Origin of the sequence: Pseudomonas sp. HN11 (genome assembly GCF_021390155.1) — a bacterium.
Taxonomy (GTDB): Bacteria; Pseudomonadota; Gammaproteobacteria; order Pseudomonadales; family Pseudomonadaceae; genus Aquipseudomonas.
In genome coordinates this window covers 3183271-3209862 of the sequence record NZ_CP089985.1, presented here as the reverse complement: position 1 = coordinate 3209862, position 26592 = coordinate 3183271, and the positions used below count along the sequence as shown (strand labels likewise).

General features: G+C 59.2%; 26 protein-coding genes and 2 pseudogenes. 16 read left to right on the top strand and 12 right to left on the bottom strand.

Annotation, left to right across the window (positions count from 1 at the left end):
• The first annotated feature begins 43 nt into the window (after positions 1–43).
• The 3 genes from feaR (at position 44) to LVW35_RS14610 (ending at position 3022) form a co-directional block, all read left to right on the top strand.
• Positions 44–943, top strand: a complete 900-nt coding sequence (feaR, locus tag LVW35_RS14620; RefSeq protein ID WP_233890801.1) for a transcriptional regulator FeaR — start codon at positions 44–46, stop codon at positions 941–943.
• A 213-nt stretch (positions 944–1156) separates the two neighbouring features.
• Positions 1157–1621: a nuclear transport factor 2 family protein gene (locus LVW35_RS14615; RefSeq protein ID WP_233890800.1), complete on the top strand. Its 465-nt coding sequence runs from the start codon at positions 1157–1159 to the stop codon at positions 1619–1621.
• 69 nt (positions 1622–1690) lie between these two features.
• Positions 1691–3022 (top strand): alginate export family protein, encoded by a 1332-nt coding sequence (locus LVW35_RS14610; RefSeq protein ID WP_233890799.1) that lies wholly within the window; start codon positions 1691–1693, stop codon positions 3020–3022.
• A 236-nt stretch (positions 3023–3258) separates the two neighbouring features.
• On the opposite strand, the gene LVW35_RS14605 is transcribed toward LVW35_RS14610, so the two are convergent.
• Both LVW35_RS14605 and LVW35_RS14600 read right to left on the bottom strand, forming a co-directional pair.
• Entirely contained in the window at positions 3259–4743 is a 1485-nt protein-coding gene (locus tag LVW35_RS14605) for an aldehyde dehydrogenase family protein (protein ID WP_233890798.1), read from the bottom strand.
• 138 nt (positions 4744–4881) lie between these two features.
• A complete protein-coding gene (locus LVW35_RS14600; protein WP_233890797.1) occupies positions 4882–5358 on the bottom strand; it encodes a MarR family winged helix-turn-helix transcriptional regulator in 477 nt (158 codons plus the stop codon).
• Positions 5359–5564: 206 nt separating this feature from the next.
• On the opposite strand from LVW35_RS14600, the gene LVW35_RS14595 reads away from it, so the two are divergent.
• The 9 genes from LVW35_RS14595 (at position 5565) to LVW35_RS14555 (ending at position 13389) form a co-directional block, all read left to right on the top strand.
• The gene (locus LVW35_RS14595) at positions 5565–6689 is read left to right on the top strand and encodes an amidase (protein ID WP_233890796.1); all 1125 of its coding nucleotides are present in this window, start codon (positions 5565–5567) and stop codon (positions 6687–6689) included.
• 1 nt (position 6690) lies between these two features.
• Positions 6691–7224: a nuclear transport factor 2 family protein gene (locus tag LVW35_RS14590; protein WP_233890795.1), complete on the top strand. Its 534-nt coding sequence runs from the start codon at positions 6691–6693 to the stop codon at positions 7222–7224.
• Positions 7225–7778: 554 nt separating this feature from the next.
• Positions 7779–8951 (top strand): indole-3-acetate monooxygenase, encoded by a 1173-nt coding sequence (iacA, locus tag LVW35_RS14585; RefSeq protein ID WP_233890794.1) that lies wholly within the window; start codon positions 7779–7781, stop codon positions 8949–8951.
• A gap of 16 nt (positions 8952–8967) precedes the next feature.
• Positions 8968–9330: a hypothetical protein gene (locus tag LVW35_RS14580; RefSeq protein WP_003232696.1), complete on the top strand. Its 363-nt coding sequence runs from the start codon at positions 8968–8970 to the stop codon at positions 9328–9330.
• A gap of 19 nt (positions 9331–9349) precedes the next feature.
• Positions 9350–10624 (top strand): aromatic ring-hydroxylating oxygenase subunit alpha, encoded by a 1275-nt coding sequence (locus tag LVW35_RS14575; RefSeq protein ID WP_233890793.1) that lies wholly within the window; start codon positions 9350–9352, stop codon positions 10622–10624.
• A 15-nt stretch (positions 10625–10639) separates the two neighbouring features.
• Positions 10640–11116 (top strand): aromatic-ring-hydroxylating dioxygenase subunit beta, encoded by a 477-nt coding sequence (locus LVW35_RS14570; RefSeq protein ID WP_233890792.1) that lies wholly within the window; start codon positions 10640–10642, stop codon positions 11114–11116.
• A gap of 11 nt (positions 11117–11127) precedes the next feature.
• On the top strand, positions 11128–11868 hold the full coding sequence (locus LVW35_RS14565; protein WP_233890791.1) for an SDR family NAD(P)-dependent oxidoreductase: 741 nt from the start codon (positions 11128–11130) through the stop codon (positions 11866–11868).
• A gap of 52 nt (positions 11869–11920) precedes the next feature.
• Positions 11921–12880 (top strand): PDR/VanB family oxidoreductase, encoded by a 960-nt coding sequence (locus LVW35_RS14560; protein ID WP_233890790.1) that lies wholly within the window; start codon positions 11921–11923, stop codon positions 12878–12880.
• Positions 12881–12891: 11 nt separating this feature from the next.
• On the top strand, positions 12892–13389 hold the full coding sequence (locus tag LVW35_RS14555; protein ID WP_233890789.1) for a flavin reductase: 498 nt from the start codon (positions 12892–12894) through the stop codon (positions 13387–13389).
• Positions 13390–13529: 140 nt separating this feature from the next.
• Here the strand turns inward: LVW35_RS14555 and LVW35_RS28980 are convergent.
• Positions 13530–13752: pseudogene (locus LVW35_RS28980) on the bottom strand (hypothetical protein); the annotation flags it as partial.
• A gap of 323 nt (positions 13753–14075) precedes the next feature.
• Positions 14076–14825 carry a glucose 1-dehydrogenase gene (locus tag LVW35_RS14550; RefSeq protein ID WP_233890788.1) on the bottom strand — a complete coding sequence of 250 codons (750 nt, stop codon included), beginning with the start codon at positions 14823–14825 and terminating at the stop codon, positions 14076–14078.
• A gap of 103 nt (positions 14826–14928) precedes the next feature.
• Here LVW35_RS14550 and LVW35_RS14545 point away from each other — a divergent pair, with 103 nt between their 5' ends.
• A complete protein-coding gene (locus tag LVW35_RS14545) occupies positions 14929–15288 on the top strand; it encodes a winged helix-turn-helix transcriptional regulator (RefSeq protein WP_233890787.1) in 360 nt (119 codons plus the stop codon).
• 86 nt (positions 15289–15374) lie between these two features.
• Here the strand turns inward: LVW35_RS14545 and deoC are convergent, their stop codons facing one another.
• Positions 15375–16058 (bottom strand): deoxyribose-phosphate aldolase, encoded by a 684-nt coding sequence (deoC, locus tag LVW35_RS14540; RefSeq protein ID WP_233890786.1) that lies wholly within the window; start codon positions 16056–16058, stop codon positions 15375–15377.
• Between the two features lie 126 nt (positions 16059–16184).
• Between deoC and deoR the strand changes: the two genes are divergently transcribed.
• Entirely contained in the window at positions 16185–16943 is a 759-nt protein-coding gene (gene deoR / locus LVW35_RS14535; RefSeq protein ID WP_233890785.1) for a DNA-binding transcriptional repressor DeoR, read from the top strand.
• Here deoR and LVW35_RS14530 read toward each other — a convergent pair.
• From LVW35_RS14530 to LVW35_RS29180, 5 genes and pseudogenes are all read right to left on the bottom strand, one after another.
• Positions 16940–17986 carry an aldose 1-epimerase family protein gene (locus tag LVW35_RS14530; RefSeq protein WP_233890784.1) on the bottom strand — a complete coding sequence of 349 codons (1047 nt, stop codon included), beginning with the start codon at positions 17984–17986 and terminating at the stop codon, positions 16940–16942. The two genes, deoR and LVW35_RS14530, sit on opposite strands and share 4 nt — an antisense overlap.
• On the bottom strand, positions 17983–19314 hold the full coding sequence (gene fucP / locus LVW35_RS14525) for an L-fucose:H+ symporter permease (RefSeq protein WP_233890783.1): 1332 nt from the start codon (positions 19312–19314) through the stop codon (positions 17983–17985). The genes LVW35_RS14530 and fucP overlap by 4 nt, the downstream gene beginning before the upstream one ends.
• Positions 19315–19345: 31 nt before the next feature.
• Positions 19346–20263: a ribokinase gene (gene rbsK / locus LVW35_RS14520; RefSeq protein ID WP_233890782.1), complete on the bottom strand. Its 918-nt coding sequence runs from the start codon at positions 20261–20263 to the stop codon at positions 19346–19348.
• 178 nt (positions 20264–20441) lie between these two features.
• A complete protein-coding gene (locus LVW35_RS29185) occupies positions 20442–21167 on the bottom strand; it encodes a methyl-accepting chemotaxis protein (protein ID WP_442799682.1) in 726 nt (241 codons plus the stop codon).
• Between the two features lie 132 nt (positions 21168–21299).
• Positions 21300–22055 (bottom strand): annotated as a pseudogene (locus LVW35_RS29180) (MCP four helix bundle domain-containing protein); the annotation flags it as partial.
• A 156-nt stretch (positions 22056–22211) separates the two neighbouring features.
• Here LVW35_RS29180 and LVW35_RS14510 point away from each other — a divergent pair.
• On the top strand, positions 22212–23438 hold the full coding sequence (locus LVW35_RS14510) for a multidrug effflux MFS transporter (RefSeq protein ID WP_233890771.1): 1227 nt from the start codon (positions 22212–22214) through the stop codon (positions 23436–23438).
• 122 nt (positions 23439–23560) lie between these two features.
• Positions 23561–24418: an SDR family oxidoreductase gene (locus tag LVW35_RS14505; RefSeq protein ID WP_233890763.1), complete on the top strand. Its 858-nt coding sequence runs from the start codon at positions 23561–23563 to the stop codon at positions 24416–24418.
• Between the two features lie 75 nt (positions 24419–24493).
• Here the strand turns inward: LVW35_RS14505 and LVW35_RS14500 are convergent, their stop codons facing one another.
• Together LVW35_RS14500 and LVW35_RS14495 are read right to left on the bottom strand one after the other, a co-directional pair.
• On the bottom strand, positions 24494–25408 hold the full coding sequence (locus LVW35_RS14500) for a site-specific integrase (protein ID WP_233890761.1): 915 nt from the start codon (positions 25406–25408) through the stop codon (positions 24494–24496).
• 108 nt (positions 25409–25516) lie between these two features.
• A complete protein-coding gene (locus tag LVW35_RS14495) occupies positions 25517–26329 on the bottom strand; it encodes a M949_RS01915 family surface polysaccharide biosynthesis protein (protein WP_233890759.1) in 813 nt (270 codons plus the stop codon).
• Positions 26330–26592 lie beyond the last annotated feature (263 nt).

Sequence of the window (26592 nt, the reverse complement as noted above, 5' to 3'; positions counted from 1 at the left end):
TGAAAAACGCACTAATAGTGGGCGTCTCCCTAGGAGAGTATCAATGAGTGGTCAGGCGTTGTCGGCATGGAACGAAAGTGTGAACCTGGTTTGCGGTCGTTTCGAAACACGCTATGACCACTGCCAGAGCCTTTTCATCGGGGAAATGAAACAAACGCTGATGGGCAGCACAGCTGTTGCGCACATCCGTAGCAATGCCAACGTGATTGCCAAGGCTGGTCGGGCCAGCGTGCGCGATTCAGCGGGCCGGTGTTTCCTTGTGTTACAACAGCAGGGGTCAATGGCCATTGAGCTGGGGGACAGGGTGGTTGACCTGCGCGCGGGTGACCTCGCTTTACTCGACTTTTCCGAGGGGGTGAAAATGACTCCTCAGGGATTGTTTTCCCATGTGTCGATCCCTCTGCCGCGTGAGCTGTTCAAGGGCCTGGACCGTACCCGCTTCGGCAAGCTGTCGACCACGGGAGTCTGTGGCCAACTGCTTGGTACGCTGGTGCGTCAGGTTGCTGGAGGCGAGCTGGCTCAGTGGTCTTGCCCGCAGGATGGCGACGGCGTGCAACGAGCATTGGTTGCCTTGCTTGAGTCGGTGCTGGAGTACCGCGTCAGCGACCACTCGCCCGGATGGCAGTTGCATGAAGTGCAATCGATCATCCTGCAGCGGCTCGACTCACCGCGGCTGTCGCCGGCGTCGTTGTCCGAAGAGTTGGGTATTTCCAACCGCCAGCTCTATAGGCTGTTCGAAGCCAGTGGCGATAGTGTTTGCCGGTACATTCTGCGCGAGAGGTTATTGAAGGCGGCGCAGGATCTGCGCGACCCCGTTTGTGCGCATCGTTCGATCACCGAGATCGCCAGCTATTGGGGATTTGCCGACTCGGCGCATTTTTCCAAGACATTCAAAAAGCAGACGGGGCTGACACCGAGCACCTACAGAAGTCGCGGGCACTGAGTCCGGGTTCAACGAGCCGTGCGGATGTGACTGCTTTCGTGTCGCATCCTCGCGGCTTTTTGTTGTCCGCGATTTGAGCGCAATCTGGCAATAATTTGCAAAATGCTGTCCAGCACGTCCAATCAATCGGCGCCCAACTGCATCAGAATTTCTGTGTGCCAGCTTAGAAACCGGCCTACAGCGATCTGATCCATTCATTGAAACGGGTGCTCCATGAACAACAAAGTGTCCTCTTCCCTTGTGCTTCTGGCTGCTCTGGCCTGCGGCTCTCCCCACGTGCACGCGCAATCGTCCGAACCGTTGCAGACCATCATTGAGAGCAAGCTGGACGGCATTTCCGCCAGTTGGCCGAAGAAAGATGCCAAGACAGTTGTCGAGCAGGTCTACACCGAGCAGACCCAGATCACCGGCGAAGGGGTAGCGGAGCTTTATCAGGGCAAGGCGCAGCTTACTGGCCTGGTTCAGCATTTGATGGAGGGCTCCAAGAGCACCGTCATACATCTCAACCGCTTGGTGCAACTCAACGATGAGTCCGCCTACACCTGGGTGACGTGGGAGGTGACTCCGACGGGCAACGACGCTCCCTTCAAGATGAAGAGTCTGTTTGTCTGGAAGAAGGAGCACGGCAATTGGTTCATCGTTGCAGACATGTTTGCCAACGGTGCAATCGCTCAGTAACAGACGCTTGGTCAACACAATAATAATAACGGTGTGCCGCTGTGCGGCACACCAGGGAGCGCGCAAGTCATGAAACTAGGGTTGACGAATGTAATAGTGCGTTGCGTCTGCATCGCGGGGAGTCTTTGGTGCACTGTCGGGCAGGCCTATGTGCTGGTCGATGAGCCTGACCGTACATTGTCGCTTGATGTGAGCTCCACCATGGGCGTTTTTCATAGCCAGAAAAATTATCAGCAATGGGGTAATCGCGCACCGGGGCATTCCAGCTGGCAGGAGGGTTACATCAAGTATGGCTTAAGTGGCAGTTTGACCAGCGATGACCTGGGGTCGGCGTTCGGTACGGTGAACCGCACCGCGTCGGCGACGTGGGGCGATGGTGATGCGGCAGGTTTTACCAATGGCACCGAGCGCACCGATAAATGGGAAGAAGCTTTCGCTGGCTGGCGCTCGGCTGATCTTTTTCCGGCGCTTGGCAAAGACGGTGTGGAAGTCTCCGCCGGCCGGCAGGCAATCCTACTCGGTGACGGCTTTCTCGTTGCCGGTGACGGCATCAGCGCGGGCAGGGGCGTTGCAGACAACCGTTACAATCGCGGGGGCGGCTATTACATCACGCCACGCCGTGCGTTCGACCAGACGTTCTGGTTGAAGCTCGGTGGGCAGCAGGGGCTGCATGGCTCGCTTGGCTGGTTCAAGTCGGACAATCCGATCCAGGCGAAAGTCGAGATGGCGTTTTCTACCCTTGAATATACCGCCGATATCGGGACGGCTGGCCTGACGTATTTGCATGGACTCGGGGTCGATCGGAAGTTCGCGAGCGGTATTCAGGCTGACCGCGATGGCATGGATGTGTATAGCTTGCGCGCTACAGGAAACGCCGGTGTACCTGGGCTCTTTCTATCAACAGAAATTGCTCTGCAAAACACTCGGCGTGGCAATGCAAAGGCGGGTTATGTCGAGGCAGCATGGACCTTTGCCGACCTGCCGGGAAAGCAGACACTGGGGTATCGCTTCAGTCAATACGGTGTCGATTGGGACTCTCTTCTGTACGGCTTCAGCCGTGGTTACGGCACTTGGTTCCAGGGCGAAGTTGCCGCCAACTATGCAGGCCCCTTTGGTGCCAATACCACGATCCAGCAAGTGTATTGGCGCGCGCAGCCGTACGAGACACTCGCAGTGAACGTTCTGGCTTATGATTTTCGTAACCAGCGTACCCGTGGCGCCATTGACAGTTCGGGACGTGAGTTGGATTTCATCCTGGACTGGTCGGTGACACCCACTATCACGCTGTCGCCCATGCTGAGTCTCTACGACCCGCGTAAAGATGCGGACCATGGCGGCGTGCAGTTGGGGGATGACAAACTCAATGTGTATAGCGCGGTGTTGATCTCGACCCGGTTCTGATCTTTCAGCCAGTTGAGTACGGCGGACCGATTAATGTTTGCCGTACCAGGTCAAAAATATGGGAGTGGGCTTGCTCGCGAATGCGGGGGTCAGTTCATAAGTAAGGTGACTGATACACCGCATTCGCGAGCAAGCCCGCTCCCACATTTGGATCTCTATCTATCCGGTAGATATCAATCTGCTTTTGATCAGTCCCGTCAGAGCCAACATCTGGTCGGCTCATAAGCGTCTTCGTATTAGTAGCGGATGATGACCGACTTCAGCTCAGTGTAATCGTCGATAAACGCACTGCCGAACTCACGCCCGACACCCGAAGCCTTCATCCCGCCAAACGGTACGCTGGGGTCGACGAACGTGTGCATGTTGACCCACACCGTACCCGCTTCGATTTGCGGGATCAGGCGCAAGGCCTTGGACAGGTCGTTGGTCCAGAGACTGGCGGTAAGGCCGAACGGGCTGTCGTTCATCAGCTCGACCAGTTCTTCTTCATCATCGAACGCCAATACACAGACCACCGGACCGAAGGTTTCCTCGTGCAGCAGCGGGTCGTCCTTGCCGGTGGCTACGATCAGCGTCGGCTCCACGTAGTAACCGGCGCGGTCCACGGCGCGTGCGCCGCATGCCACCTGGTTGCTCTGCAGGGCGCGATCAAAAAAGCCGAGGATTTTGTCGAAGTGCGGTTTGTTCGACAGCGGGCCGAACTGGGCGTGCTCATCCAGAGGCGAGCCGATGACCATCTGCGACAGCATCGCCGCCATCTTCTGCGTCACTTGCTCGACGAGGGAACGGTGCACGAACAAGCGCTCGGGCGAGGCGCACACCTGGCCCTGGTGCACAAAGGCCGACTGCACGAAGCGCGCCACGGCGTCATCCACATTGGCGTCGGCCAGCAGCGCGGCGGCGTTCTTGCCGCCCAGCTCCAGGGTCACGCGGGTCAGGTCGGCACCCATGGCCGCTTTGCCCACGGCAATGCCGGTGGGCACCGAGCCGGTGAACGACACCTTGCGCACCTGTGGGTGTGCGATCAACTGCTGCCCGACTTGGCCACGGCCGTTGACCACGTTGATCACGCCAGCCGGAATCCCGGCTTCGATCGCCAGTTCCGCCAGGCGCAGCAGGGACAGTGGCGTGTATTCGCTGGGTTTGAGCACTACGGTACAGCCGGTGGTCAGCGCGGCGCCAAGTTTCCACACGCCGATCATCAACGAGAAGTTCCACGGCACAATGGCCGCCACCACGCCGACCGGCTCGCGCAGGGTGTAGGCGCTGTAGTGCTCGCCATCCATGGAGGGAAACGACGGGCTCATGGTCTGGCCGCCGATTTTGGTGGCCCAGCCGGCGAAGTAACGCAGGAACACCGCGCTCTGGCCCACTTCGATATGCCGCGACAGGTTGATCGATTTGCCGGAACTCACGGTTTCCAGTTGCGCCAGTTCTTCGCCGTTGGCCTCGATCAAATCGGCCAGGCGGTTGAGCAGGACCCCGCGCTGATAGGGTGTGACCTGTGCCCAGGCGCCCTTGAAGGCGGTGGCGGCGCTGTCGACGGCCAGATTCACATCCTCGGTCTGGGCGTCACGCAACTGCGCGACGATCTTGCCGGTGCCCGGGTCGACGATGCCGATGCGCTGCGCCGACGCGCTGGTGTGCACGGCGCCATCGATAAAGTTGGAATGGTCGCGGCCCAGGAAGGCAATGACTGAGGGCAATAAGGCAATGTGCATGGCGGCGCTCCAATGAAGGGTTCGTCGCGCCCGTTGGGCGCTCGAAAGACCTCTGCATTAAAAGCGGATGCACGCTTGGCTGCTTGTTCGAGCCTGCCAGGAAGTTGGTTATGCGCGACAGGCTGCGTCGCGGCAGGCCTAGGGTTCGCCGAGGTTGTCGAAGACCGTCTCGAGCAAGCGGCTCAGGCGTTGGATCTGCGCTTCGGTCATGCCAGTGAAGCTGCGTTTGAATACGTCGCTGGTCGCCACCTGGATGCGTTCGATCGCCGCGCGGCCCTCGGCGGTGATCCGCACCTGGGTGACCCGGCCGTCGTCTTCACAGGGCGCAGTATCCACCAGACCGTCTTCCTTCATGCGATAGACCGTCTTGGTGATGGTCGACAACTTGGCGATCGCATGGGTGGAAATCTCGGAAATGCTCGACTGGCCGTTCTCCTTGAGGATCAGCAGTACGCGCCAGCGCGGGATATCCAGGCCGATTTTCTTCAGCGCTTTTTCCATGTACTGGCTGTAGCGGCCATGCACCATGGCCAGCCAATAGAACGGAAAGTCTTCCTTGTGAAAGTTTTCGCTGGCGGGGTCATAGCGGTTTGCGGTTTTTTTTGCGGAAGTCATGGCGTGCTCATGTCGGAGGAGACGGGCAATCATAGACTTTTCTCGTGAAATCGGCACGGTTATTGGCCGTGGTTATTGAAGGCGTGCAGGCAGGCCAGGGCGCATAAATATAATTGACAATTCACGTAATATTCGGTGAGTGTGAAAAAAAGGAAAGGGCGCATCGGGCGCCCCCATTCCGCAATTCGCATTGAAGGTGACGTGACATGACCCTGGTGATTGAACAGCTTTCCCTTGGCGGCGATGGGCCGACCGTAATGGTCAAGGACACTATCGATGTCGCCGGCCTGCCTACCCGTGCATCAAGCCAGGCAATGGACAATGCCGCGCCGGCCACGGCCCACGCCGATGTGGTGCAGGCCCTGTTGGACAAGGGCTGCCGCCTGGTGGCCAAAACCAGCCTGCACGAACTGGCGTTCGGCACCACGGGGATCAATCACTGGACCGGCACCGCGCCGAACCCGCGTTTTCCCGGGCGTATTCCTGGCGGCTCCTCCAGCGGTTCGGCTGCCGCCGTGGCCGCCGGGCTGGCGGATTTTTCCCTGGGCACGGACACCGGTGGCTCGGTGCGCATTCCCGCCTGTTGCTGTGGGGTGTTCGGCTTTAAACCGACGTTCGGGCGGGTCAGCCGCCGTGGCGTAATGCCAACGCACAGCAGCCTCGACTGCGTCGGCCCGTTTGCCGCGAGCCTGCCGATGCTGGTCACGGCCATGCAGGCGATCGACACTAGCTTCAAGCCCGAACCGGCACCGGCTGCACCGCGCCTGGGTATTGTGGCCGTGCAGTCCGGCGCGGCGATACAGCGTGTGATCGATGCGACTCTCGCCGACAGCCGGCTGCCCACGCAAACCCTCACACTGCCCAGCCTCAAGGCGGCTTATGACGCGGGCATGGTGGTGATCAACCGCGAGACGTTCGATGCCTGCGGGCACTTGCTGGAAACCGGCAAGGTGGGCGCCGACATCGCCGCGCGCCTGGCGGCCGCCGGCAACACCACGGCCGCCGCGCTGGCCGAGGCCGAGCAGGTACGCCTGCGTTTCACCGCCGAGGTCGATGCGGCGCTGCAGCAAGTCGACGTGCTGGTGCTGCCGACCATGCCGGAGTTCCCGTTGACCCTGGCCGAGGCGACCGACACCCAGGCCGTGCTGGGCATGACCGCCTTTGTACGCCCGTTCAACCTGTCGGGGCACCCGGCGCTGAGCATCCCGCTGGCCAGTGCCGAGGGCCTGCCGGTCGGCCTGCAACTGGTGGGGGCCAAAGGCGCGGATGAGCAATTGCTGGCCATCGCCGGTCGCCTGCTTGAGCGCCTGTACGCCGGGCATGAGGTCTGAGATGAGCGCACCGACTATCCCCCGCGCAGACCTGGAGCAACGTCTGCGCCGTTTTGAAATCCAGGACAGCGCCCGCGCCTGCATGAATCGCTACATGGTGTTGTGTGACGCCCTGGACGCCCACACGCCGCTCGACGAACTGGCCGGCCTGTTCACCAGGGAGGCGGTGTGGGAGGGCAAGGGCGCCAAGTACGCCCAGAGCTTCGGTGGCTATCGCGGGCGCGAAGCCATTGCCGCGATGTTCGCCGGCTACATGAAAACCCCGGCGCACTTTGCCCTCAACGTGCACTTCCTCACCAGTGAGCTGATCGAGGTGCAGGACGATACCGTGGTCGGCAGTTGGGTAATGTTGCAGACATCCACCTTCGCCAGCGGCGCCTCCCACCTCAACGCAGCGCGCCTGAGCGTGCGCTTTGCCGAAGAGGACGGGCAGTGGCGCATGGCGCATTTCCAGACCGAAAACCTGTTCAGCCGGCCGGTGCAGGCGTGGAACAGCGACGCCGAGCTACCGGTTCCCAAGCCTGCCGCACAGTGAGCGATAACGCTCACTGATTATCCCCGTCAATCCTATTCCCACGACCGTTGCGCTGAAAAAAATCGCCCAGATCCAGTGTGGAAGCGGGCTTGCTCGCGAAGACGTCGGCCCAGCACACATTGATGTTGACTGGCCCACCGCTTTCGCGAACAAGCCCGCTCCCACATTTGGTCTTTGTTGCTTTGAGCATTGCGTTCGCTTAACTGATCGGCATTAGGGCGAGGCCGCTCTATTTTTCTACTATATAAGCGCAAATAAATTTTATTTTTTACAACTGATTAGAGACTGATAAATTGAGTAATTTAATAATAAAAACAAATAGTTAAGTTGTTTTTTACTTATTTTCTTCGTTGAAAAATGCGTGATTAGTAGCGTTTTTAAGCACCACAAATCAATTGACAATTCACGTAATAAGGCTCAGATTCGCCTCAACGGCACCCACAAAAACAAAGGTAACCACTATGCCGATCCATCGCCCTCGTTCCGCCCCGCGTCCCCGTTCGACGCCGACTTCCTGCCCAGTCCAATACCGTTCCTGACAACGGAGTAACGCTATGCATTCGCTTAAAAAACCAGCGGTTGATACGGTGAGCTCGCTTGCCAGTGGCCCCGCTTTCGAAGCCTTGCTTGTCGATGTGCGCGAGCGTGCCCGAGCCGGTGAGTTCGACCGCCAACGCCACATTTCGCAGGATGTGATCGAGGCCTTCAAACAGCACGGCGTTTACCGGGCGCTGGTGCCCAAGCGCTTTGGTGGCCTGGAATGTTCGCCCGCCGAGTTCTGCCAGTTGATCGAGCGTATTGCCCAGGCCGACGGTTCGGCGGGCTGGGTCGCCAGTTTCGGCATGAGCCCGGTCTACCTCGCGGCACTGCCGCTCGAGAGCATCGCCAAGGTGTATGCCAACGGTCCGGACGTAGTGTTCGCCGGCGGCATCTTCCCGCCGCAACCGGCTGAAGTGGTCGAGGGTGGCTTTGTGGTCAATGGCCGCTGGAAGTACTCCAGCGGTTCCCTGGGCGCCGATATCGTCGGTGTCGGCATCGCCCCGAAAAACGGTGACACCTTCGGCCTGCCGCGTATCGCGGTGATGCCACGCAGCGCGATACGCATCGACGAAACCTGGGACACCGTCGGCCTGCTGGGGACCGGTAGCCATGACCTGGTCGCCGAAAATGTGCGGGTATCCGAGGAGTGGACCTTCGTGCGCGGCGGCCTGCCCAACCTGGACGAAGCGTTCTTTCGCTACCCATCACTGTCATTCGCCACCCAGGTGCTCTCGGTGGTCGGCCTGGGCGTCGCCCGCGCGGCACTGGATGCCCTGGCCGACATGGCCAGCGGGCGTGTCTCGGTCACCGGCGCCCCGGCGATTGCCGATCGGCCGCTGGCCCAGGTCGACATTGCCCGTGCGGAAGCCGAGCTGCGTGCCGCGCGGGCGTTCTTCTACGAGTCCATAGACCGCGCCTGGGATTACGTGCAAGCCGGCGACACGGTGCCCGTGGCCGCGACCAACCTGCTGCGGCTTTCGTCCACCCATGCCACCCGTGTCGCCGCCGATGTGGCGCGTACCGCGCAGCTGCTCTCGGGCATGAGCGGCGTGTACAACGACAGCCCGCTGGCCCGCTGCGTCAACGATGCCCAAGTGGTGACCCAGCACGCGTTCATGGGCGACATCACTTATCAAAACGCCGGAGCCATGTTCTTCGGCAAACAGCCTTTGCCTGGCTACCTCTAACCGTCGAGGAAATGAAATGAGCGATAAAAAGACCTTGCGCGTGCTGTTCTGCATGGGCATCAACCAGAATTTTTTCGACGCCGCGCGCGATGAGCAATTACAGGTGTGGGCAGCGTTCAGCGCGATGTGGAACGGTATTCACGACCTCGCCGGGGTCAAGGTGCTGGGCAACATGGATGACGACCAGAGCATGGTGGGGCCTTCCGATGGCTTCCCGTGGACCACCTACCTGCTGGCCGACGTGCCGGACATCGAGACCGTGCATGCGGCCTGCAACCTGTTTCGCACAACGCCAGTGGGCGATGGCCCGTACAAGTTGTGGCGCTACACCAAGGTTGAAGCCCGGGTTGGGCGCGAGCTGATCATTCAGCGTACTTGATGCCGACGAGGACACTCCCATGAGCAAGCTGATTCCCGCTGTAAACCTTGACGTCGACCCCGCCCACCTGGTGCAGGCCGACCGCGTCCACACCTCGATGTACACCGACGCGCACTTGTTCGACGCCGAGCTGGAGAAGATTTTCTACAGCACCTGGATCTGGGTCGCCCACGAAAGCGAGATTCCTGACAACGGCAGCTACAAAACCACCTATGTCGGCAAGCAGCCGGTGATCGTGGTGCGTGACCGCAAGAAAGACGTGCACGTGCTGCTCAACCGCTGTCGCCACCGTGGCGCCACTGTGTGCGAACACAAGAAAGGCAAGACCAACAGCTTCGTCTGCCCGTACCACGGCTGGGGCTACGCGCTGGATGGCTCGTTGCGCGGTATTCCGCACCCGGAAAGCTACGGCGATTGCATCGATAAAGCCGAGCTGCCACTGGTCAGCCTGCGCACCGAAAGCTATGCCGGCATGATCTTCGCCACTTTCAAGGATGACATCGAGCCGCTGGAGGACTATCTCGGCGCAGCGAAAAAATGGATGGACCTGTTTATGAAACAGGGCGCGGGGTATGGCATCAAGGTGCCGGGCGAACATCGCTTCCGCTTTCCGGGTAACTGGAAAATCCAGCTGGAAAACACCACCGATGCCTATCACTTCCCCCTGGTGCACAAGAGCTTCCTGTCGTCGGTGGACGAGCAGACCCTGGCGTTATTCGACTTCGTCAAAGGCCCGGGTTATGTCGAGGATCTGGGCAACGGTCACAGTGTGATGGTGATGATCCCGGACCTGGTCGATCTGGAAGCCGACTTGGACAAGCCGATCCCCGAGCGCTTTGAAGCACTGGCCGCCGAGCTGCGCGATGAGGGCATCGAAGAGCAGCAGGTGCGCCGCATCGTTCGTGCGGTGGGGGGTACCGGTTTCAACCTCAATCTGTTCCCCAACGTGGCTTGTTCGATGGCGTTTTTCCGTGTGCTGCAACCGATCTCGGTTACCGAGACCGAGATTCATCACTCCGTCATTACCATGGATGGCGGCCCGGCGGCGGCCAACCGTTATCGCCTGCGCTTGCATGAGCACTTCCAGGGCCCGATGGGCTTCGGCACACCGGACGATTCAGAAGCCTGGGAACGTGTGCAGAAGGGCGCAAGTGCGGGTGATGAGCTGTGGATCATGCTCAACCGCGGCTTGCCGGGCGAGCGTGCCAGTGAAGACGGCCTGGTGTCCGACGTGAGTGCCGAAACAGGTATGCGCGCCGCCTACCAGCAGTGGAAAAAGATGATGTCGGCCTGAGCCGTGGAGAACCCTATGAACCTGCAATTGCTGCACGAAGTGACCGCCTTCATCTGGCAGGAAGGCGACATGCTCGACCATGGCGAATACGCCACCTGGTTGACGATGTGGACGCCCAAGGGCACCTACATCATCCCGATCAACCCCAAGGAAACCGACTTCGAGAACACGCTCAACTACGCCTACGACGACCATCATATGCGCGAGTTGCGGGTGCAACGCCTGACCGGTGGCGAGTCGATCTCCACCAGCCCGCAGCCGCGTACCGTGCGCACGCAGTCACGGTTTCGGGTACTGGGCGACGATGGCGTAAACGTGACAGTGCGCTGCGCACAGAACGTGCGTGAGTTCCGTAAGGAAAGCCTGAAACTCTACAGCGCCGATTTGACCTACGAGTTGGTGCGTACCGAGGGCAGCTTCAGCATTCACCGTAAAGTCGTGAGCCTCATTAACAGTGACGATGCCCTCGCCGGTATCGGCTACATCCTTTAAGGAGTGCCGACATGAGCCAGATCGCATTGGTGACCGGCGCAGGGCAGGGCCTGGGGCAGCATTTTTGCGCCAGCCTGCTGCGGGCCGGCTATAGCGTGGTTATTTCTGATGTCAGGCTTGAGGCCGCCCAGGCCTGTCAGGCGCAATTGGACCCCGGTGGATCGCGCAGCCTGGCGTTGCAACTGGACGTGGGCTGTAAGCAAGATTTTGAACGGGCACTGGCCCAAGTGCTGGAGCGCTTCGACGCGTTGCACGTGGTGGTCAATAACGCCGCAGTGACCAAGACCACGCCGCTGATGCAAATCAGTCCCGAGGAGTTCGATGAGGTGGTGGGCTTGAACCTGCGCAGCGTGTTTCTGGGGTGCCAGGTGTTGGGCGCACACATGGCTGAAGTCGGCTATGGACGCCTCATCAACATGGCCTCGCTGGCGGGGCAGAACGGCGGTACCGCGACAGGTGCGCATTACGCCGCGAGCAAGGGCGCGATCATCACGCTGACCAAGATTTTCGCAAAGGAATTTGCCTCTCGCGGGGTGACGGTAAATGCCATCGCCCCCGGCCCCATTGATTCTGCTGCGGTGCGTGCGGCCGTACCGTCAGACCGTTTGCCAGGCCTGCTGGCGAACATCCCGGTACAGCGCCTGGGTGATGCTGATTTTCTGGGTGACCTGATTGTGCAGCTGGCACGGCCCGAAGCCTATTTCACCACCGGGGCGACCTGGGACGTGAATGGCGGCCTGTTCATGCGCTGAGAGTGACCCGGCCGCTACGGCGGCCCTTTCCAAACTCCATGGAATTACGGCCATGATTGAAGAACTGTTAAACGTAGTCGTGCGCAAGCGCGAGCTGCAAGGGGGCGGCGTTGTCGTCCTGGATCTGATCCGCTGTGACGGCGCGGCGCTGCCAGCGTTCGACGCCGGCGCGCATGTCGACATCCATATCGCCCCGGGCCTCGTGCGCCAGTATTCGCTGTGCAGCAACCCCGGCGATCCAAGCGTCTACCGATTGGGCGTGCTCAAGGACCCGGCGTCTCGCGGTGGTTCAGTCGGCGTGCATGACACGCTGTTGGAAGGCCGCGAGTTGCAGATCAGTGCGCCACGCAACCTGTTTCCACTGGCCGGGCAAGCGCGTCGCACGATCCTGCTGGGCGGCGGCATTGGCATCACGCCGATGATCGCCATGGCTTACACACTGCATACGGCAGGGCAAGACTTCGAGCTGCATTACTGCGGGCGCGAGCGTGGCCGCAGTGCGTTTCTCGACGAACTGGCCGGTTCACCTTTTGCCGCGAACGTATTCACCCATTTCGACGACGAAGGGCTCGAACAGCGGCTGGATCTGGCCACGGTGCTGGGCCGCGGCGAGGCGGGCGTGCATATGTATACCTGCGGACCTGCCGGTTTCATGGAGTGGGTGATCCAGGGCGCACGTGACCTGGGCTACACCGAGGAACACATCCACAAGGAGTACTTCCAGGTCGAGGTCGACAGTTCCGGCGCCAGCTTCGAAGTGGTGGCGGCGCGCAGTGGCAAGTCGGTGCAGGTGGCTGAAGGTCAGAGCATTCTGGCTGCGCTGGCGCACGTGGGCATCAAGATTGAAATTTCCTGCGAGCAGGGTGTGTGCGGCACCTGCCTGTGCGATGTGCTAGAAGGCGAGCCCGATCATCGGGACGTGTACCTCACGGACGATGAAAAAGCCGCCAATGACCAAATCCTGGTGTGCTGTTCACGCGCCAAATCCAAAAAGCTCGTGCTGGATATCTAAGGGGAACGACCATGGTAGACGTAAGCAGTTTTCGCAATGCAATGGCCATGCTCGGCGGCGCCGTGACAGTCATCACCACCGACGGTGTGGCAGGCCGGTTCGGTTTTACCGCCTCAGCGGTGTGCAGCGTGACCGACTCACCACCCACGCTGTTGGTGTGCATGAATCGTTCCTCCCATTCCAACGAACACTTCAAGCGCAATGGCGCGGTGTGCGTCAATATTTTGTGCGGCGATCATCAGGAAATGTCCGGCGTGTTCGCGAACCGGGCGCTGAGCATGGATGAACGCTTTGCGGTCACCGAGTGGACCACGCTGGAAAGTGGTGCACCCGTGATGCTCGCGGCGCTGGTCAATTTCGACTGTCGCATTGCGCAGGTCCACGAAGTCGGGTCCCACAGTATTTTTTATTGCGAGATCCAGACCATTCGCCAAGGGAACGCGGACGAGGGCCTGGTGTACTTCAACCGTGCTTATCACCGTTTGGGCGAGGCGTCCAAGGCCTGCTGAACCCGATGCATGGCCATGGATTGCTGTTGCCTGAGGCGCTACCTGACATCCTGCTCGTTCCTGAGCGTGCCAACCCCGGCAGCCATCGTGCTCGCTGGGGGGTATGGCGAGGCCGGTGAGGAGGGCGTCGCACGCCAACTTCAAACTCGCCGCAATTCGTCCGTGGCCCGATCAAGGTCATGCCCATATTTTTCAACCAGGTAAGCCAAAAACCGGTCTGCAAAGGTGTGGCGAAAGTCATGCGCAGTCATGTTTGCGATCATTGATACTGACATACGCGTGCTGAGCACGTTTATTGATATCTGTGGTGTGCAGCTTCAGAAGCTCTCCGCGACGGATACCGATCTGCAATAACAATTCAATCGTTCATGAACGGGACAAGCATGGGCAACGGCGCCGCATCACCAGCTTGTACAAGCAGCGGTAGGCGTTGACCTGAAGAGAAACGGCACTGAATCAGTTTCATCGACAGCCACCTCATTCAAGGAATCGTCATGAACACTATGGACATGGCCCGTTGAGAGAGTAGACGTCAAATACGAATTCGTCGAATCAGTGACTTACGTGGCTTATGAACATATCTGACATAGCACCTGATTTAACATAATATACATTATGCGTAATAACGTATTGCGTTATCAGAGGCAGTGCCCGTCAGATTTCAACAGGCAAAACCCCTTCTTGAATCAAACCTGGGCAAAGCCGCCATCGACAAACATTTCACTGCCGGTCATGAAGCTGCTCTCGTCCGATGCAAGGAACAACGCTGCCGCTGCAACTTCTTCTGGCTTGCCTATGCGACTCAGCGGAACTTGCGCAGTCATGTCCTCGATGATTGCTTCCTTATGGCCCGTGCCGGAAAGCGCCAAGTCCAGGCCGGGTGTCGAGATTGGTCCTGGCGATAGGACGTTGACGCGAATGCCCGTGCCTTTGAGATCGAGCGCCCAGCTCCTGGCAAAATTACGCAACGCGGCTTTGGTGGCGCTGTATACGCTGAATGCCGGTGTGCCCATTGTGCCTGTGGTCGATCCGGTGAGGATCACTGAACTGCCGGCGTTCATCAGCGGCAGCGCTTTTTGCACGGTGAACAGCGTGCCTTTGACGTTGATACCAAATGTACGGTCGAACGACTCTTCAGTAATCGCGCCGATCGGCTGGAAATCCCCCAGGCCGGCGTTGGCGAACAGCACATCAACCCGGCCTTTGGCGGCTTTGATGTGTGTGAAGATGCGCTCCAGATCGTTCAGGTTTGAAATGTCGCCCTGGATAGCGATGGCTTGCGGGCCGATCAGTTGCAGCGCCTTGTCCAGTTCTTCCTGACGCCGTCCTACGATCACCACCTGCGCACCTTCGGCCGCAAAGCGAATGGCCGTCGCCAGGCCAATACCGCTGTTGCCGCCGGTAATCACTGCAATTTTTCCGTTGAGCCTGCTCATGATGAACTCCGAAGAAGAATGTTGAGGCCCAACTGTAGATCCACGCTATTATTTTGAATAGTATGCACCTTTTAGTAAGTACCCTAGCGGAATCCTCTCGACCATGGCCAACAACTCATTCAATTGCGGACTCGAAGCCGCCCTGGCGGTGATTGGCGGTAAATGGAAGCCATTGGTTCTGTTCAACCTGGCGCAGAATGTTCATCGATATGGCGAATTAAAGCGCGCGATTGGTGGCGTGACCGACAAGGTGCTTATCCAGCAACTCAAGGAGCTGGAGCGGGACGAGATCATTGCCCGTGTGGATTTCCACGAAATACCGCCCAAGGTCGAGTACTCGCTGACACCCTTTGGCCAATCCCTCGCCGCTGCATTGGGCACGCTGTGCCAGTGGGGCACGGAACATATGCAAACGGTTGAGCGCATCGCCGAACGGCGTACCTCAGCCCTCGCCCACCCCTGATCCCCTGCCCTGATAGCCAACTCAACTAAATGACTATTTAGTTGAGTTAAATGAATAGTTATCTTTACCAGGCCGGCTAAACCCCTTCAGTAGCCACTCGCCGCTGTCATCGCTCCGCCCACGATCGCGATCCCCGAACTGCTGCCCAGGCGTGTTGCCCCTGCTTCAATCATCTTCAACGCCGTCGGGTAATCGCGAACGCCGCCGGACGCCTTTACTCCAACTCCGGCACCCACCGTCTGGCGCATCAGCGCCACATCTTCGAGCGTAGCGCCGCCCCGGCTGAAGCCCGTGGACGTCTTGACGAACGCCACACCCAAGTCGCGGCAGATTTCACAGGCCTGGACCTTCTGCTTGTCGTCAAGCAGGCAGGTTTCCAGGATGACCTTCAACGGTACGGCGTCGCAGGCCTTGTGGACCAGGGCAATGTCTTGGCGCACGGCATCCAGCAGCCCGTCTTTCAACCAGCCGATATTGAGGACCATGTCTATCTCCCCTGCCCCGGCGGCAATGGCCTGTCGCGCTTCGAAAGCTTTGGTTTCACTAAGGCCGGCGCCCAGTGGAAAGCCGACGACGGCGCAAATCACCACGATGTTGTCGGTCAGGCATGATGCGGCGTAAGGCACTTGCCCTGAATTCACGCACACCGAATAAAAGCCGTGTGTCTGGGCTTCTTCACACAAAGTCCGGATCTGCTCACGGGAGGCGTCCGCCGCCAGCAAGGTGTGATCGATGTATTTGGCCAATGCTGCGGGTGTAAGACTGTTCATTTAACGGGTCCTTGCCTGTATGTTGCCAATGATTGTGAGGCGCGTGTGCAGCGCCCCTATTTATAGTTACAATAATAACATTTAATGTTACTTATTTAACATCAACAATCAAGCCCTGGAATACTCGTGGACAGTAGAAAAGCCGAGCGACTGAAGCTTATTCAACAAGCCTTGCAGGACCAGAACGCCATTCACTTGAAGGAAATGGCCGCACTGCTGGACGTTTCCGAGATGACCCTGCGCCGCGATCTCAACCACTTCACTGATCATCTGCGGCTGTTGGGTGGCTACATCACCCGGGTCGGCAACGAAGTCGGTGATTACCGGGTCGCCGAGCAGGACACCCGTCACGTCGAGGAAAAGCGCCGCATCGGAAAACTCGCCGCCCAGTTGATCCAGCCCGGTGACACGGTATTTTTCGATTGCGGCACTACCTCACCTTTTGTGGTTGATTTCATCCCCGACGCGCTGGAGTTCACGGCGGTGTGCAGCTCATTGAATGTGCTGCTCAAGCTGCAGAACAAGCCCAATTGCCACATCGTGTTGTGCGGCGGCACCTTTCACCGCAAGAACCAGGTCTTTGAAAGCAGTGCCGAGAGCAGCATCCTCGACAGCGTGCGCCTGACATGGGCCTTCGTGACTGCAGCTGGCGTCAGCCAGGAGTTTGGCGTGACGTGCTTCAACTTCAATGAAGTCGAGGTCAAGCAAAAGGTCATGTGCCAGGCCCAGCAACGCGTATTGCTCGCGGACTTCAGCAAGTTCGACACTGTGCGCACCGCTCACTTCGCCGCCCTGCAAGACTTTCAGTACGTGGTCAGCGACAAGAAAATCCCCCGCAGCTATAAGGACATCATTCAGGCCAACGGCGCGCAATTGCTGGTTTAACCCAGCAACTTCCGCCGCTCCTGCGCATTCAAGTAGCCGGTGGTGACGCTGAAAGCAGCGCTGGTCCCGGCAGCCAATTGGCGCACGTGACCTTTGGCCTTCTCGGCGTTATAGCCCTCAGGTTCGCAGGTGGACGGCAGCACGAACGCCGCCACTTGCTGATCTGGCGTGTACAGTATCCAGCGCGCGGCGTGTTCGAACTGCTCGGGACGGTAACGGGTGTAGAACGCTGCGCCGTTGGGATGATCCAGCAGAAAATGCGCCTGGCCCGTGGCGTCTGTAGCCACGCCATCGAAGAAAAACACGATCTCCGGGTCGTACAGTGACGGCTGCTCAAGGCACGCCAGTTGCCCTGGTTGCTCGGCCAGTTGCGCCATGTAGGCGCTCCAGGCAGGCGTCGGCTTGACGTGGTCCGGCACGCTGGTCCGCAGGCGCTGGTGCCGCATGCCCAACGGTTCGACAAACCGCGCGCCGTTCACGAACGCGTAGTTCATGTGGGCCATGTACATCAGGTCCATGGGCTTGCCGGCCAGGTTCGTCACGGCCATATCGATATCGAACAGGGCCGAATCGGCGCGCAGTGTCACGCTGGGGCTCGCCCGGTAGCGATCGCCGAATCCCTTGGCGTACTGGTACGAACCCCCCAGGCGCAAAACGCCCTCGCCGACGTCCAGCCAGGCCGAGTCCATCGGCGCGCAGGGCATTTCGCCGTGCAAGGCGTGAGTGTCGTCTGCCGCCGGGCAACCATTACGCAGCAAGCCACTGTGAAACATGAAGCAGCCATACGTATCAATGACCGTCGGGCTGGGCCTGGGTTGCTCGAAGAGGTTGCTCATGGTCAGGTCGCAGTCGTCGAACACGGCTGACCAGATCATCTGCCCCTGATAAGGCAATACCACCAGCCTTCCACGACTGTTTTCCAGGCTCAGGGCCAACACGCCGGACGGGTAGGTCCAGGCACTGACGTTGAATGACGGCGATTGCAGGAGGATTTTTTCCTGCTCGCCGAACAATGCAGGGTACAGCGGGATACGTGTATTCATGAGGCCACCGCTCCGGTTGCGCCTACCGGCAAGGTGCCGGGCTGGCGCATGCACTTGAGCGCATACATCACGATCACGATGAAGCACAGCAACGGTACGCTATAGGCCAATTGCATATTGCCGCCGCTGGCGTCCGACAACAGGCCCTGGAAGATCGGGATCACCCCGCCGCCGACAATGCTCATCACCAGCAATGAACCGCCGACGCCGGTGTCTTCACCCAGGCCATCGATGGTCAGGCCGTAGATGGTCGGCCAGCAAGGGCCGAGGAAAATACTTACGCCGACCGCGGCATACACCGCCGAAATGTTCGGCACCAGGATGGTATAGGCCAGCAGCACGATACACAGCACGCCGTAGATCGCCAGGACTTTGGCCGGGTGCAGGCGCCGCATCAACAGGTTGGCGATCAGCTTGCCGACAAAGTAGGCGGCAAAGGTGGTCAGCAGGAACCATGAAGCGCTGCGCTCATTCATCCCTCCCATTTGCATGGCCAGGCGAATGGTGAAACTCCACACGCCAACCTGCGCCCCCACGTAGAGAAACTGCGCCATTACGCCAAAAGTAAAACGCGGGTTACGCCACAGCCGGCCGAGACTTTGACGCAGACTGCCTGGCTTGCTACCCGCGGGCTTATTGCCCTTGCAGGCGGGAAACCGCGTAATGGCGATCAGGATAAATACCAGCACCAGCACGGCAATCATCCACTTGTAGGGCAACAGCGTGGACTGAATCATTTGCAACTGCTGCACCGCCGCCTCAGAGGCGCTCATCTGGGCCAGTTGTTCAGTGCTGGCGTCAGTGTCCTTGAACATCACAAAGCTGCCCACATACACCCCGGCCATCGCGCCGAAGGGGTGGAAGGTTTGCGAAATATTCAAGCGCCGGGTCCCGGTTTCCCGTGGCCCCATCAGTGTCGAGTAGGTGTTGCACGCAGTTTCCAGGAACGACAGGCCAGCGGCGATTACAAACAGCGCCAGCAGGAACATGCCGTACTTGGCGGTGGAGGCCGCCGGGAAAAACAGCAGGCAGCCAAACATATACAGCATCAGCCCGATCAGAATCGTGCTCTTGTAGCTAAAACGGCGAACCACCATCGCGGCTGGAATCGCCACGAAAAAGTAACCCAGGTAAAAAGCCGACTGGACAAAGGCGGTCTGGAAATCACTGAGCAAAAACGCCTTCTTGAAGTGTGCGATCAGCACATCGTTCATGCTCGCCGCCGCGGCCCACAATGCAAAAATGCTGCACAGCAGGATAAAGGCGAACCAGGGAGTGCGGTTCAGATAGAAACCATCGGGTGTCTGTTGCAGCGCAGGTTTGTTCATTATTGTTCTCCGGGCTGGTTTGAGGGTGTTATCACCGTTGCTGGAAGCGCTTGAACGTCTCAGTGTCGGGATAAGAAGTCTGCGTACCCAGCCCCATGACTGAGCAGGCGGAATACGCCACAGCCTGTTCCATGGCCTGACGAATAAGGTTGTCGCGATTCCAGTGGTGAATGAAACAACCGATAAAAGCATCACCGGCGCCGGTGGTGTCACGGGCTACGACCCGTACGCCCGGCACTCGGAACTCGCCCTCCTCCCCCACATACAGCGCGCCGTGCTCGCCGAGGGTGACGATCACATGACGAATGCCGCTGGCCACCAGCGTACGCGCGGCGATCTGAGCCGCCTCCGGTGAGTCCACGACCTGACCGGTGATCAACGCCAGTTCCGATTCGTTGGGGATCAGGAAGTCCAAGTGCGCCAGGTGCTCGGCGCTCAATCCGGCCAGGGCCGGAGCCGGGTTGAGCAGCACGGCGATACCGTGCCGGTGAGCGAATTCGATGGCGTGGTAGACCGTCTCCAGATTGATCTCCAGTTGCAGCACGATCAACGTGCACTCACACAGGTCAGCGGCTGCCGCATCGATGTCCGCCGGCGACAAATGCGCATTGGCACCCTTGACGATCAAAATGCTGTTGTGGGAGTCGGTCCGGACAAAGATCGGCGCAACGCCACTGGAAACGCCAGCCACGCGCTGCACATAGCGGGTGTCGATACCAAAACGTTGGAAGTTGGCCAGCGTGTTGTCGGCAAACATGTCGTCCCCGACCTTGCTCAGCATCAGGACCTGCGCCCCCAGCTTGGCGGCGGCCACCGCCTGGTTAGCCCCCTTGCCGCCACAACCGAGGGCAAAGCCCGGCGCTTCCAGGGTTTCACCCTGGGCCGGCATGCGGTCGATGTAGGTAATCAAATCCACCATATTGCTGCCGATGACTGCGATCTTGCTCATTGCTATTCCACCTTGTTACGGCACGACCAAGCAGATCGTGCCGCTCTTGTTTTGTTATTTAAATAACATTAGGTGTGAATATTCAATCTTTTTTTGCAGCGATGGCTGATTTTGCTGAAGCCCAAATTTCGGACAAAAAAAACCGGCTCGCAGGGAGCCGGTCTTTGATCTGCCCAGATTACAAGCTGAACCGATCCACGGACTGTGACAACTTCCCCGCCAGGCCGGCCAATTCGTCGGTGGTCGAGGCAGTTTCGCCGATGATGCGACTATTATTTTCCGACATCCCTGCAATCATCTCCACTTGATGTGCAATTTCATTGCTGGCCAGGCTCTGCTCTCCAATGGTTCGGGAGATGTCGTTGACCATTTCAGTGGTATTCAAGGTGGCTTGTAGAATCTCGCGTATCGCCCGTTCCACCTCGGCAGTCACCGCCATGCCTTTATCCACCTGAGCAACCCCCTCTTCCATGCTGGTCACGGCTTCCCGAGTGTTGTGCTGAATGCGCCCGACCATGCTGGCAATTTCCTGGGTCGAGGCGCTGGTGCGCCCCGCCAGGCTGCGCACTTCATCGGCCACCACCGCGAAACCGCGCCCTTGTTCACCGGCTCGTGCCGCTTCGATTGCGGCGTTCAGGGCCAGCAAGTTGGTCTGGTCGGCGATCCCTTTGATAACCTGAATAATGCTGAAAATGGCCTCGGACTCCTTGTCCAGCGTGCGGATCACCTGGGCGGATTGCTGTGCGGAACGGGCAATGCCTTCCATGTCACTGACCACTTGATGAATCACCCGGCCGCCGTCCTTGGCCAAGGTCTCCGCCTGGTTGGCCATGTCCAGCGCACGCCCGGCATGCCGCGTGATTTCTTCGATACTCGCGGTCATTTCGCTCGCGGCGGCGGCCATCGTACTGGCCGCGGCGCTTTGTTGCTGGCTGCTGTCGGCGACTTCGTGGCAGCCGTGACTGAGTTGTTCGCTCATGCTATCGACGCCATGGGCGTTGCTGCGTACCACTTCGATCATGCCGCGTAAATCGCGCTGCATGGTGGCGAGGCTGCGGATCAATAAGGTGGCTTCATCCTTGCGGCGGGGTTCGACAATCGGTTCGCTCAAGTTGCCGCGGGCAATGCTGGCGGCAATACGACTGGCCGTCTGAAGCGGCCCCATGATGCTCAATATGACCCATCGGCCCTGCGCCATCAGCAGCAAGAGGCTGGCGATCAGTACTGCGCCGAGGGTGAAGTTGGCATTGCTGATGGTTTGTCGGGTACTTGCACCGGTTTGCTGGGCGTTGTTTTCAATCAGCTCACTCAGCGCCGCCATTTGATCTTCAAGCCGGCTGAAGGCTGTATTGAAGGTCTCCAGCTCGCCGCGAGCCGCGTCGGGATTGTCCAGGGCCAGGGCGACAATGCGCTCGCCGGTGCTTATATAGGTATCCAGGCTGGGTTTGATTTTTTCCAGACTGGCCTTGAGCGTGTCATCCAACGGCAGTTTAAGGTTGTCGGCAAGTACTTGGCGAAAGTGCTCGGCATGTTCTTTAAGCGAGTTGTTGACCTCGGCCTTGGTGCTGGTGCTTTTACCCAGGCCCACCAACAGGGAGGACAACACGTCGGCACGCAGGGCGTCGTGCATCATGTCGGCTTCCATGTGGTTGCGCAGCACCGTCATGCTCACTTCGTTGTCCTGCACGGCACTGCCCATCCGGGTATTTCCCAGGTAGCCGGCCAGGCTCATGATCAAGGCAGTGAGTAATCCGGTCGCTATCAACAGCATCAAGCGTAGTTTGATCGTCATGCTGGTATCCCCGTGCCTGGTCAACCGGTTGGGACGCCAACCGCAGTAGCCCCGCTGCTCATGTTATCGGCCGCCTTTACAGCTTATTGAAGCCTAAGTTTGCGGATCTGCGCAGATCCCTTAAGCTGACGACCTTTGCTTCGCCCGGAACTGCCCATGTCTCGAAGTATCGCCCACCTCGCCCTGCTGCTGGGCTTGATCACCGCCGTCGGCCCCTTCGCCATCGACATCTACCTGCCAGCCTTGCCGACCCTGGGCGCGAGCCTGCACGCCTCGCCGGCGTTGGTACAGATGAGCCTTACCGTGTTCTTCGTCATCATTGGTGTGTGCCAATTGTTCTACGGACCGATCAGTGATGTGTTCGGTCGTAAGCCGCCGATCTATCTCGGCCTGGTGATTTTTGCCGTGGCCAGTGTCGGTTGCGCGTTGGCGCCGACTATCGAAATACTGATTGCCTTTCGTGCCCTGCAGGCGTTCGGTGCGTGCGCGGGCATGGTGATTCCCCGGGCCATCGTGCGTGACCTGTATACCGGGCATGAAGCCGCGAAGCTCATGGCGTTGCTGATGCTAGTGATGAGTGTCTCGCCGATTCTCGCCCCGCTCGCCGGCAGCCTGGTCATCTCGTTGTGGAGCTGGCGTGAAGTGTTTGCCGTGCTGGCTGTGCTCGCGGTGGCCTGCCTGGTGATGACCATCGTGCAGTTACCGGAAACTCACCCGGCCGAACGACGCTTGGGCAAGACCCTGGGCAACGCCTTCAGCAGCTACGGCGCGTTGCTGCGTGACCCGGTATTTATAGGCTTGTCGGTGGTGTGCGGTTTCGGTTTGGCGACGTTCTTCGTGTTTATCGGCAGCGCGCCGTTCGTGTACATCGAGCATTACGGCCTGACGCCCACGCAATTCAGCCTGGGTTTTGCCGTGAACGCCGCGTCGTTTTTCGCCATGAGCCAGCTGACCGCGCGCCTGAGTGCGCGCTTTGGTCTGGCGCCGCTGATTCGGTGGTCGGTGGTGGCCGTGGCGGCGATTATGGTCCTGCTGGCAGTGACCACGTTATGGGTCGATAGCCTGGCTCTAATGATGACGCTGCTGTTTATCGGCTTTGGTTTCCTTGGTTTGCTGCTGCCGGCCGCCGGGGTGTTGTCCCTGGAAGATCATGGTGCGGTGGCCGGCTCTGCGTCGGCCCTGCTCGGGGCAATCCAGATGATCACGGCGGCTGTGTCCATGACCTTGGTCGGCGTATTCGCCGATCACACCCCTGCGCCCATGTTGATCGGGATTGCGCTGTGCGCGGTCGCGGCAATGTTCACGACCCTGTGGACATTGCGCCGCCTGCCCGTTCCCCAGCACGGGGCAAGCCCGCTCACCACGGAAACCCGCTCACCATAGGTTGAGGTTTCGCATAGGCTTAAAGCCAACCATTCGTCGGGATTGGGCGGCATCCGTCACAACTATCGTCAAGCCGGAAACTACTAACTCCATAGCCCCTTTGGAAACCTATGGAGATTGAGATGACTGACTACCCTCGCCCACCCTTCGCCGCGCAAGCGCAGAACGTGCCTGGTTCGCAGAAGAAAATGGACCCGTATCCGGACTGTGGGGAGCAGAGTTACAAAGGTTCCGGACGATTAGCCAACAAGATCGCGCTGATTACCGGGGCAGACAGCGGCATCGGGCGCGCCGTAGCCATTGCGTTCGCTCGTGAAGGCGCCGATGTAGCCATCGCCTATCTGGATGAGCATGAGGACGCCAAGGAAACCGCGCGCTGGGTCGAGGAAGCCGGCCGCCAATGCCTATTGCTGCCCGGTGATATCGCGCAGAAAAGCGTATGCCAGGCACTGGTCGACAAAACGGTCGAGCAATTCGGCCGTATCGATGTGTTGGTCAACAATGCGGCATTCCAAATGAGCCATGAAACCCTCGAAGAAATCTCAGACGAGGAATGGGTGAAGACCTTCGATATCAACATCACGGCGATGTTTCGTATCTGCAAGGCCGCCGTCCCGCACATGAAGGCGGGCAGTTCGATCATCAACACCACATCCGTCAACTCGGACATGCCCAAGCCGACGCTGATGCCTTACGCCGCCACGAAGGGCGCCATTGCCAATTTCACCGGCGGCTTGGCGCAGCTGCTCGGCAGCAAGGGGATTCGCGTCAACAGCGTAGCGCCCGGGCCGATCTGGACGCCGTTGATTGTGGCAACCATGACCGATGACGACGTGAAGAACTTTGGCAGCGAAACCCCGCTGGGTCGTCCGGGGCAGCCGGTGGAAGTGGCGCCGATCTATGTGCTGTTGGCCTCGGATGAGGCCAGCTATATCTCGGGCTCGCGATATGCGGTGACTGGCGGCAAACCGATTCTTTAACTTTTACCCAACCCTTTGTGGGAGCGTCGCGAGCAAGCCCGCTCCCACATTTTTTGATCTTCATCCTGCCTGAATTTAAAGATCAAACCGATCCACCGCCCGCCGCCGCTCATTGTCATCGCGCACGTCGTAACTGGCGGTCGTCTGGATATTGGTGTGGTGCGCCAGTTTCTGCGCAATCGACAGGTCGTGTTCTTCGATCACCCGTGTAATGAATGAGCGGCGAAAATCATGGGGCATGATCTTCACCCCCACCTGTTCGCCGCGCTGGCGTGCGATGTAGTAGATCGCGTGCTTGGTAATGCGCTCACGGGTGATGTGGCTACCACGGCGGATGCGGTTGAACAGGAAGCTGTCGTCCTGCTCGCCGTCCTTGAGCTGCTCGCGGCGAAACGCCAGCCACGCGTGCAACTTGGCAAATGCCCAGTCCGGTGCGTACTTGATCAGTTCCTTGTTACCTTTGCCGATCACCCGCAGGCTGCGCTCCTCGAAGTTGATCTGCGCCAGGTCAAGGTTGACCGACTCCGACTTGCGCATGCCCGAGCCGTAGAGAATGCCGATTACTGCTGCATCCCGCAGGCCTTGTGGCCGTGGGTCGGCGGCGCAGACTTCCATCATTTCGCGAATCAGGCTGCGCCGCAGGTTACGGCCCTGGCCGAGGCGTGTGCCCGGTGCGGCCTTGACCGTGCGCATACGCAACAAGTGCTCCTGGCTGATCAGGTTCATGCGCCAGGCTTCATTCATCACCCCGCGCACCGCGTTTACGTAAAGCGATGAGGTGTTCGGCGCATAGCCGTCCTCACGCAGGGCGGCAACCAGAGCAATCACGTGTTCGGGTTGAAGCCGATGCCAGTCGATGTCTTCAAGATTGATGTCCTCGAAGCCCAAGCGGTCGGCTGCGTCTTGCAGCACGTAACGCATGGTCAACTGACTGGAGGGCGCCAGGCGCGTGAGGTACAGGGTCAGCGGGTTGTGGATAGACTCAGTCAACGTAGATCAGCCTTTGGATTAAATACCTCAAACAAGCCTTTGTTTAATCAAGGTATTTAGTGAATTGGCGAAGGCCGAGTCTAACCCAGGACCGGCCCTGGCACAAAATCACGGTGCGATATCGTCATCCTCGGTAGGGTCCTGTGGCTGGGTCTGGGCCTGACTCCAATCGCTGTCCTGCTTCTGCATCAGCGCGAACCAGTGTTGACGCATAAACGTCAGGTACGCTTCGGGTGCCTTGGCGAAGTCTTTCTCATCGCCATAGCAACCTGGCAATGGCAACTCGGTGCCCTGCTCCTTGTACTGGCTGACCAGCGCCTGCTGTGCGGCCACACTGCAATCCTTGGGCAACGGCATGCCGCGCAAGGCACCGGCCTGTTCGTCCCACCAGGCGGCGCCCACCCGGTCCAGGCCACGCAGACGGAATTTCTGCGATTTACCGACATGCATGATCAGCTTGAATTCGTGGGGGCTTACATCGCTGGTGCAGGTGCGTGAATAACCCACGGTGGCCTGGGTAATGCCGTCGCCGGTCAGGTCGGTGACCCTGGTGGCGGCCCTGTCGAAGCGCAGTGAGGCGTCGAACTCGCAATGCTGCACATCGTCGTAGAGCATCCACATGCGCTTGGGGCGGTTGCCGTCGATAAGGTACTGGGCCGCATACACGAACGCCGACTGGGTGCCGTCGTCATCACGCTCGCTGACTTGTTCAGCGAGCACCAGCAGGTTCTTGCCCTGTTTATCCTCCCAGGTATAGGCGGCGATCTGCTTGCCACGCACTTCCACACCGTCCGGTACCTGGTCGATGCTGGTGAGGGCCACGCCGTCGTCAGCCTGTACCGTCGTGATACACGCCACGCTCATCAACAACCCCATCAACACTGGCCGCAACTGGCCGCGTAAAAGCTGCACGCTATTCATCCGATCACCCTGGCAAGAGACGGCTTACTTTACCGGCACTTGGGGCGCATTGCAGAGAAGTTTCATCACTAAAATTCGAGGATGGCGCGGATGAACGCGAGTTGAACCAAATACCCTACAGACAGCTCATATTTCGCCTGCCAACTTAAGCCCGTATCCCCTTAGTTGCGTAGCTGAACCCTAGCTGTCTACCTGTCAAATAAACGAGTTTTTCATCCGGCTTTCATATCTGTTCTACATTTTTACGCTTAATCTTGAACACA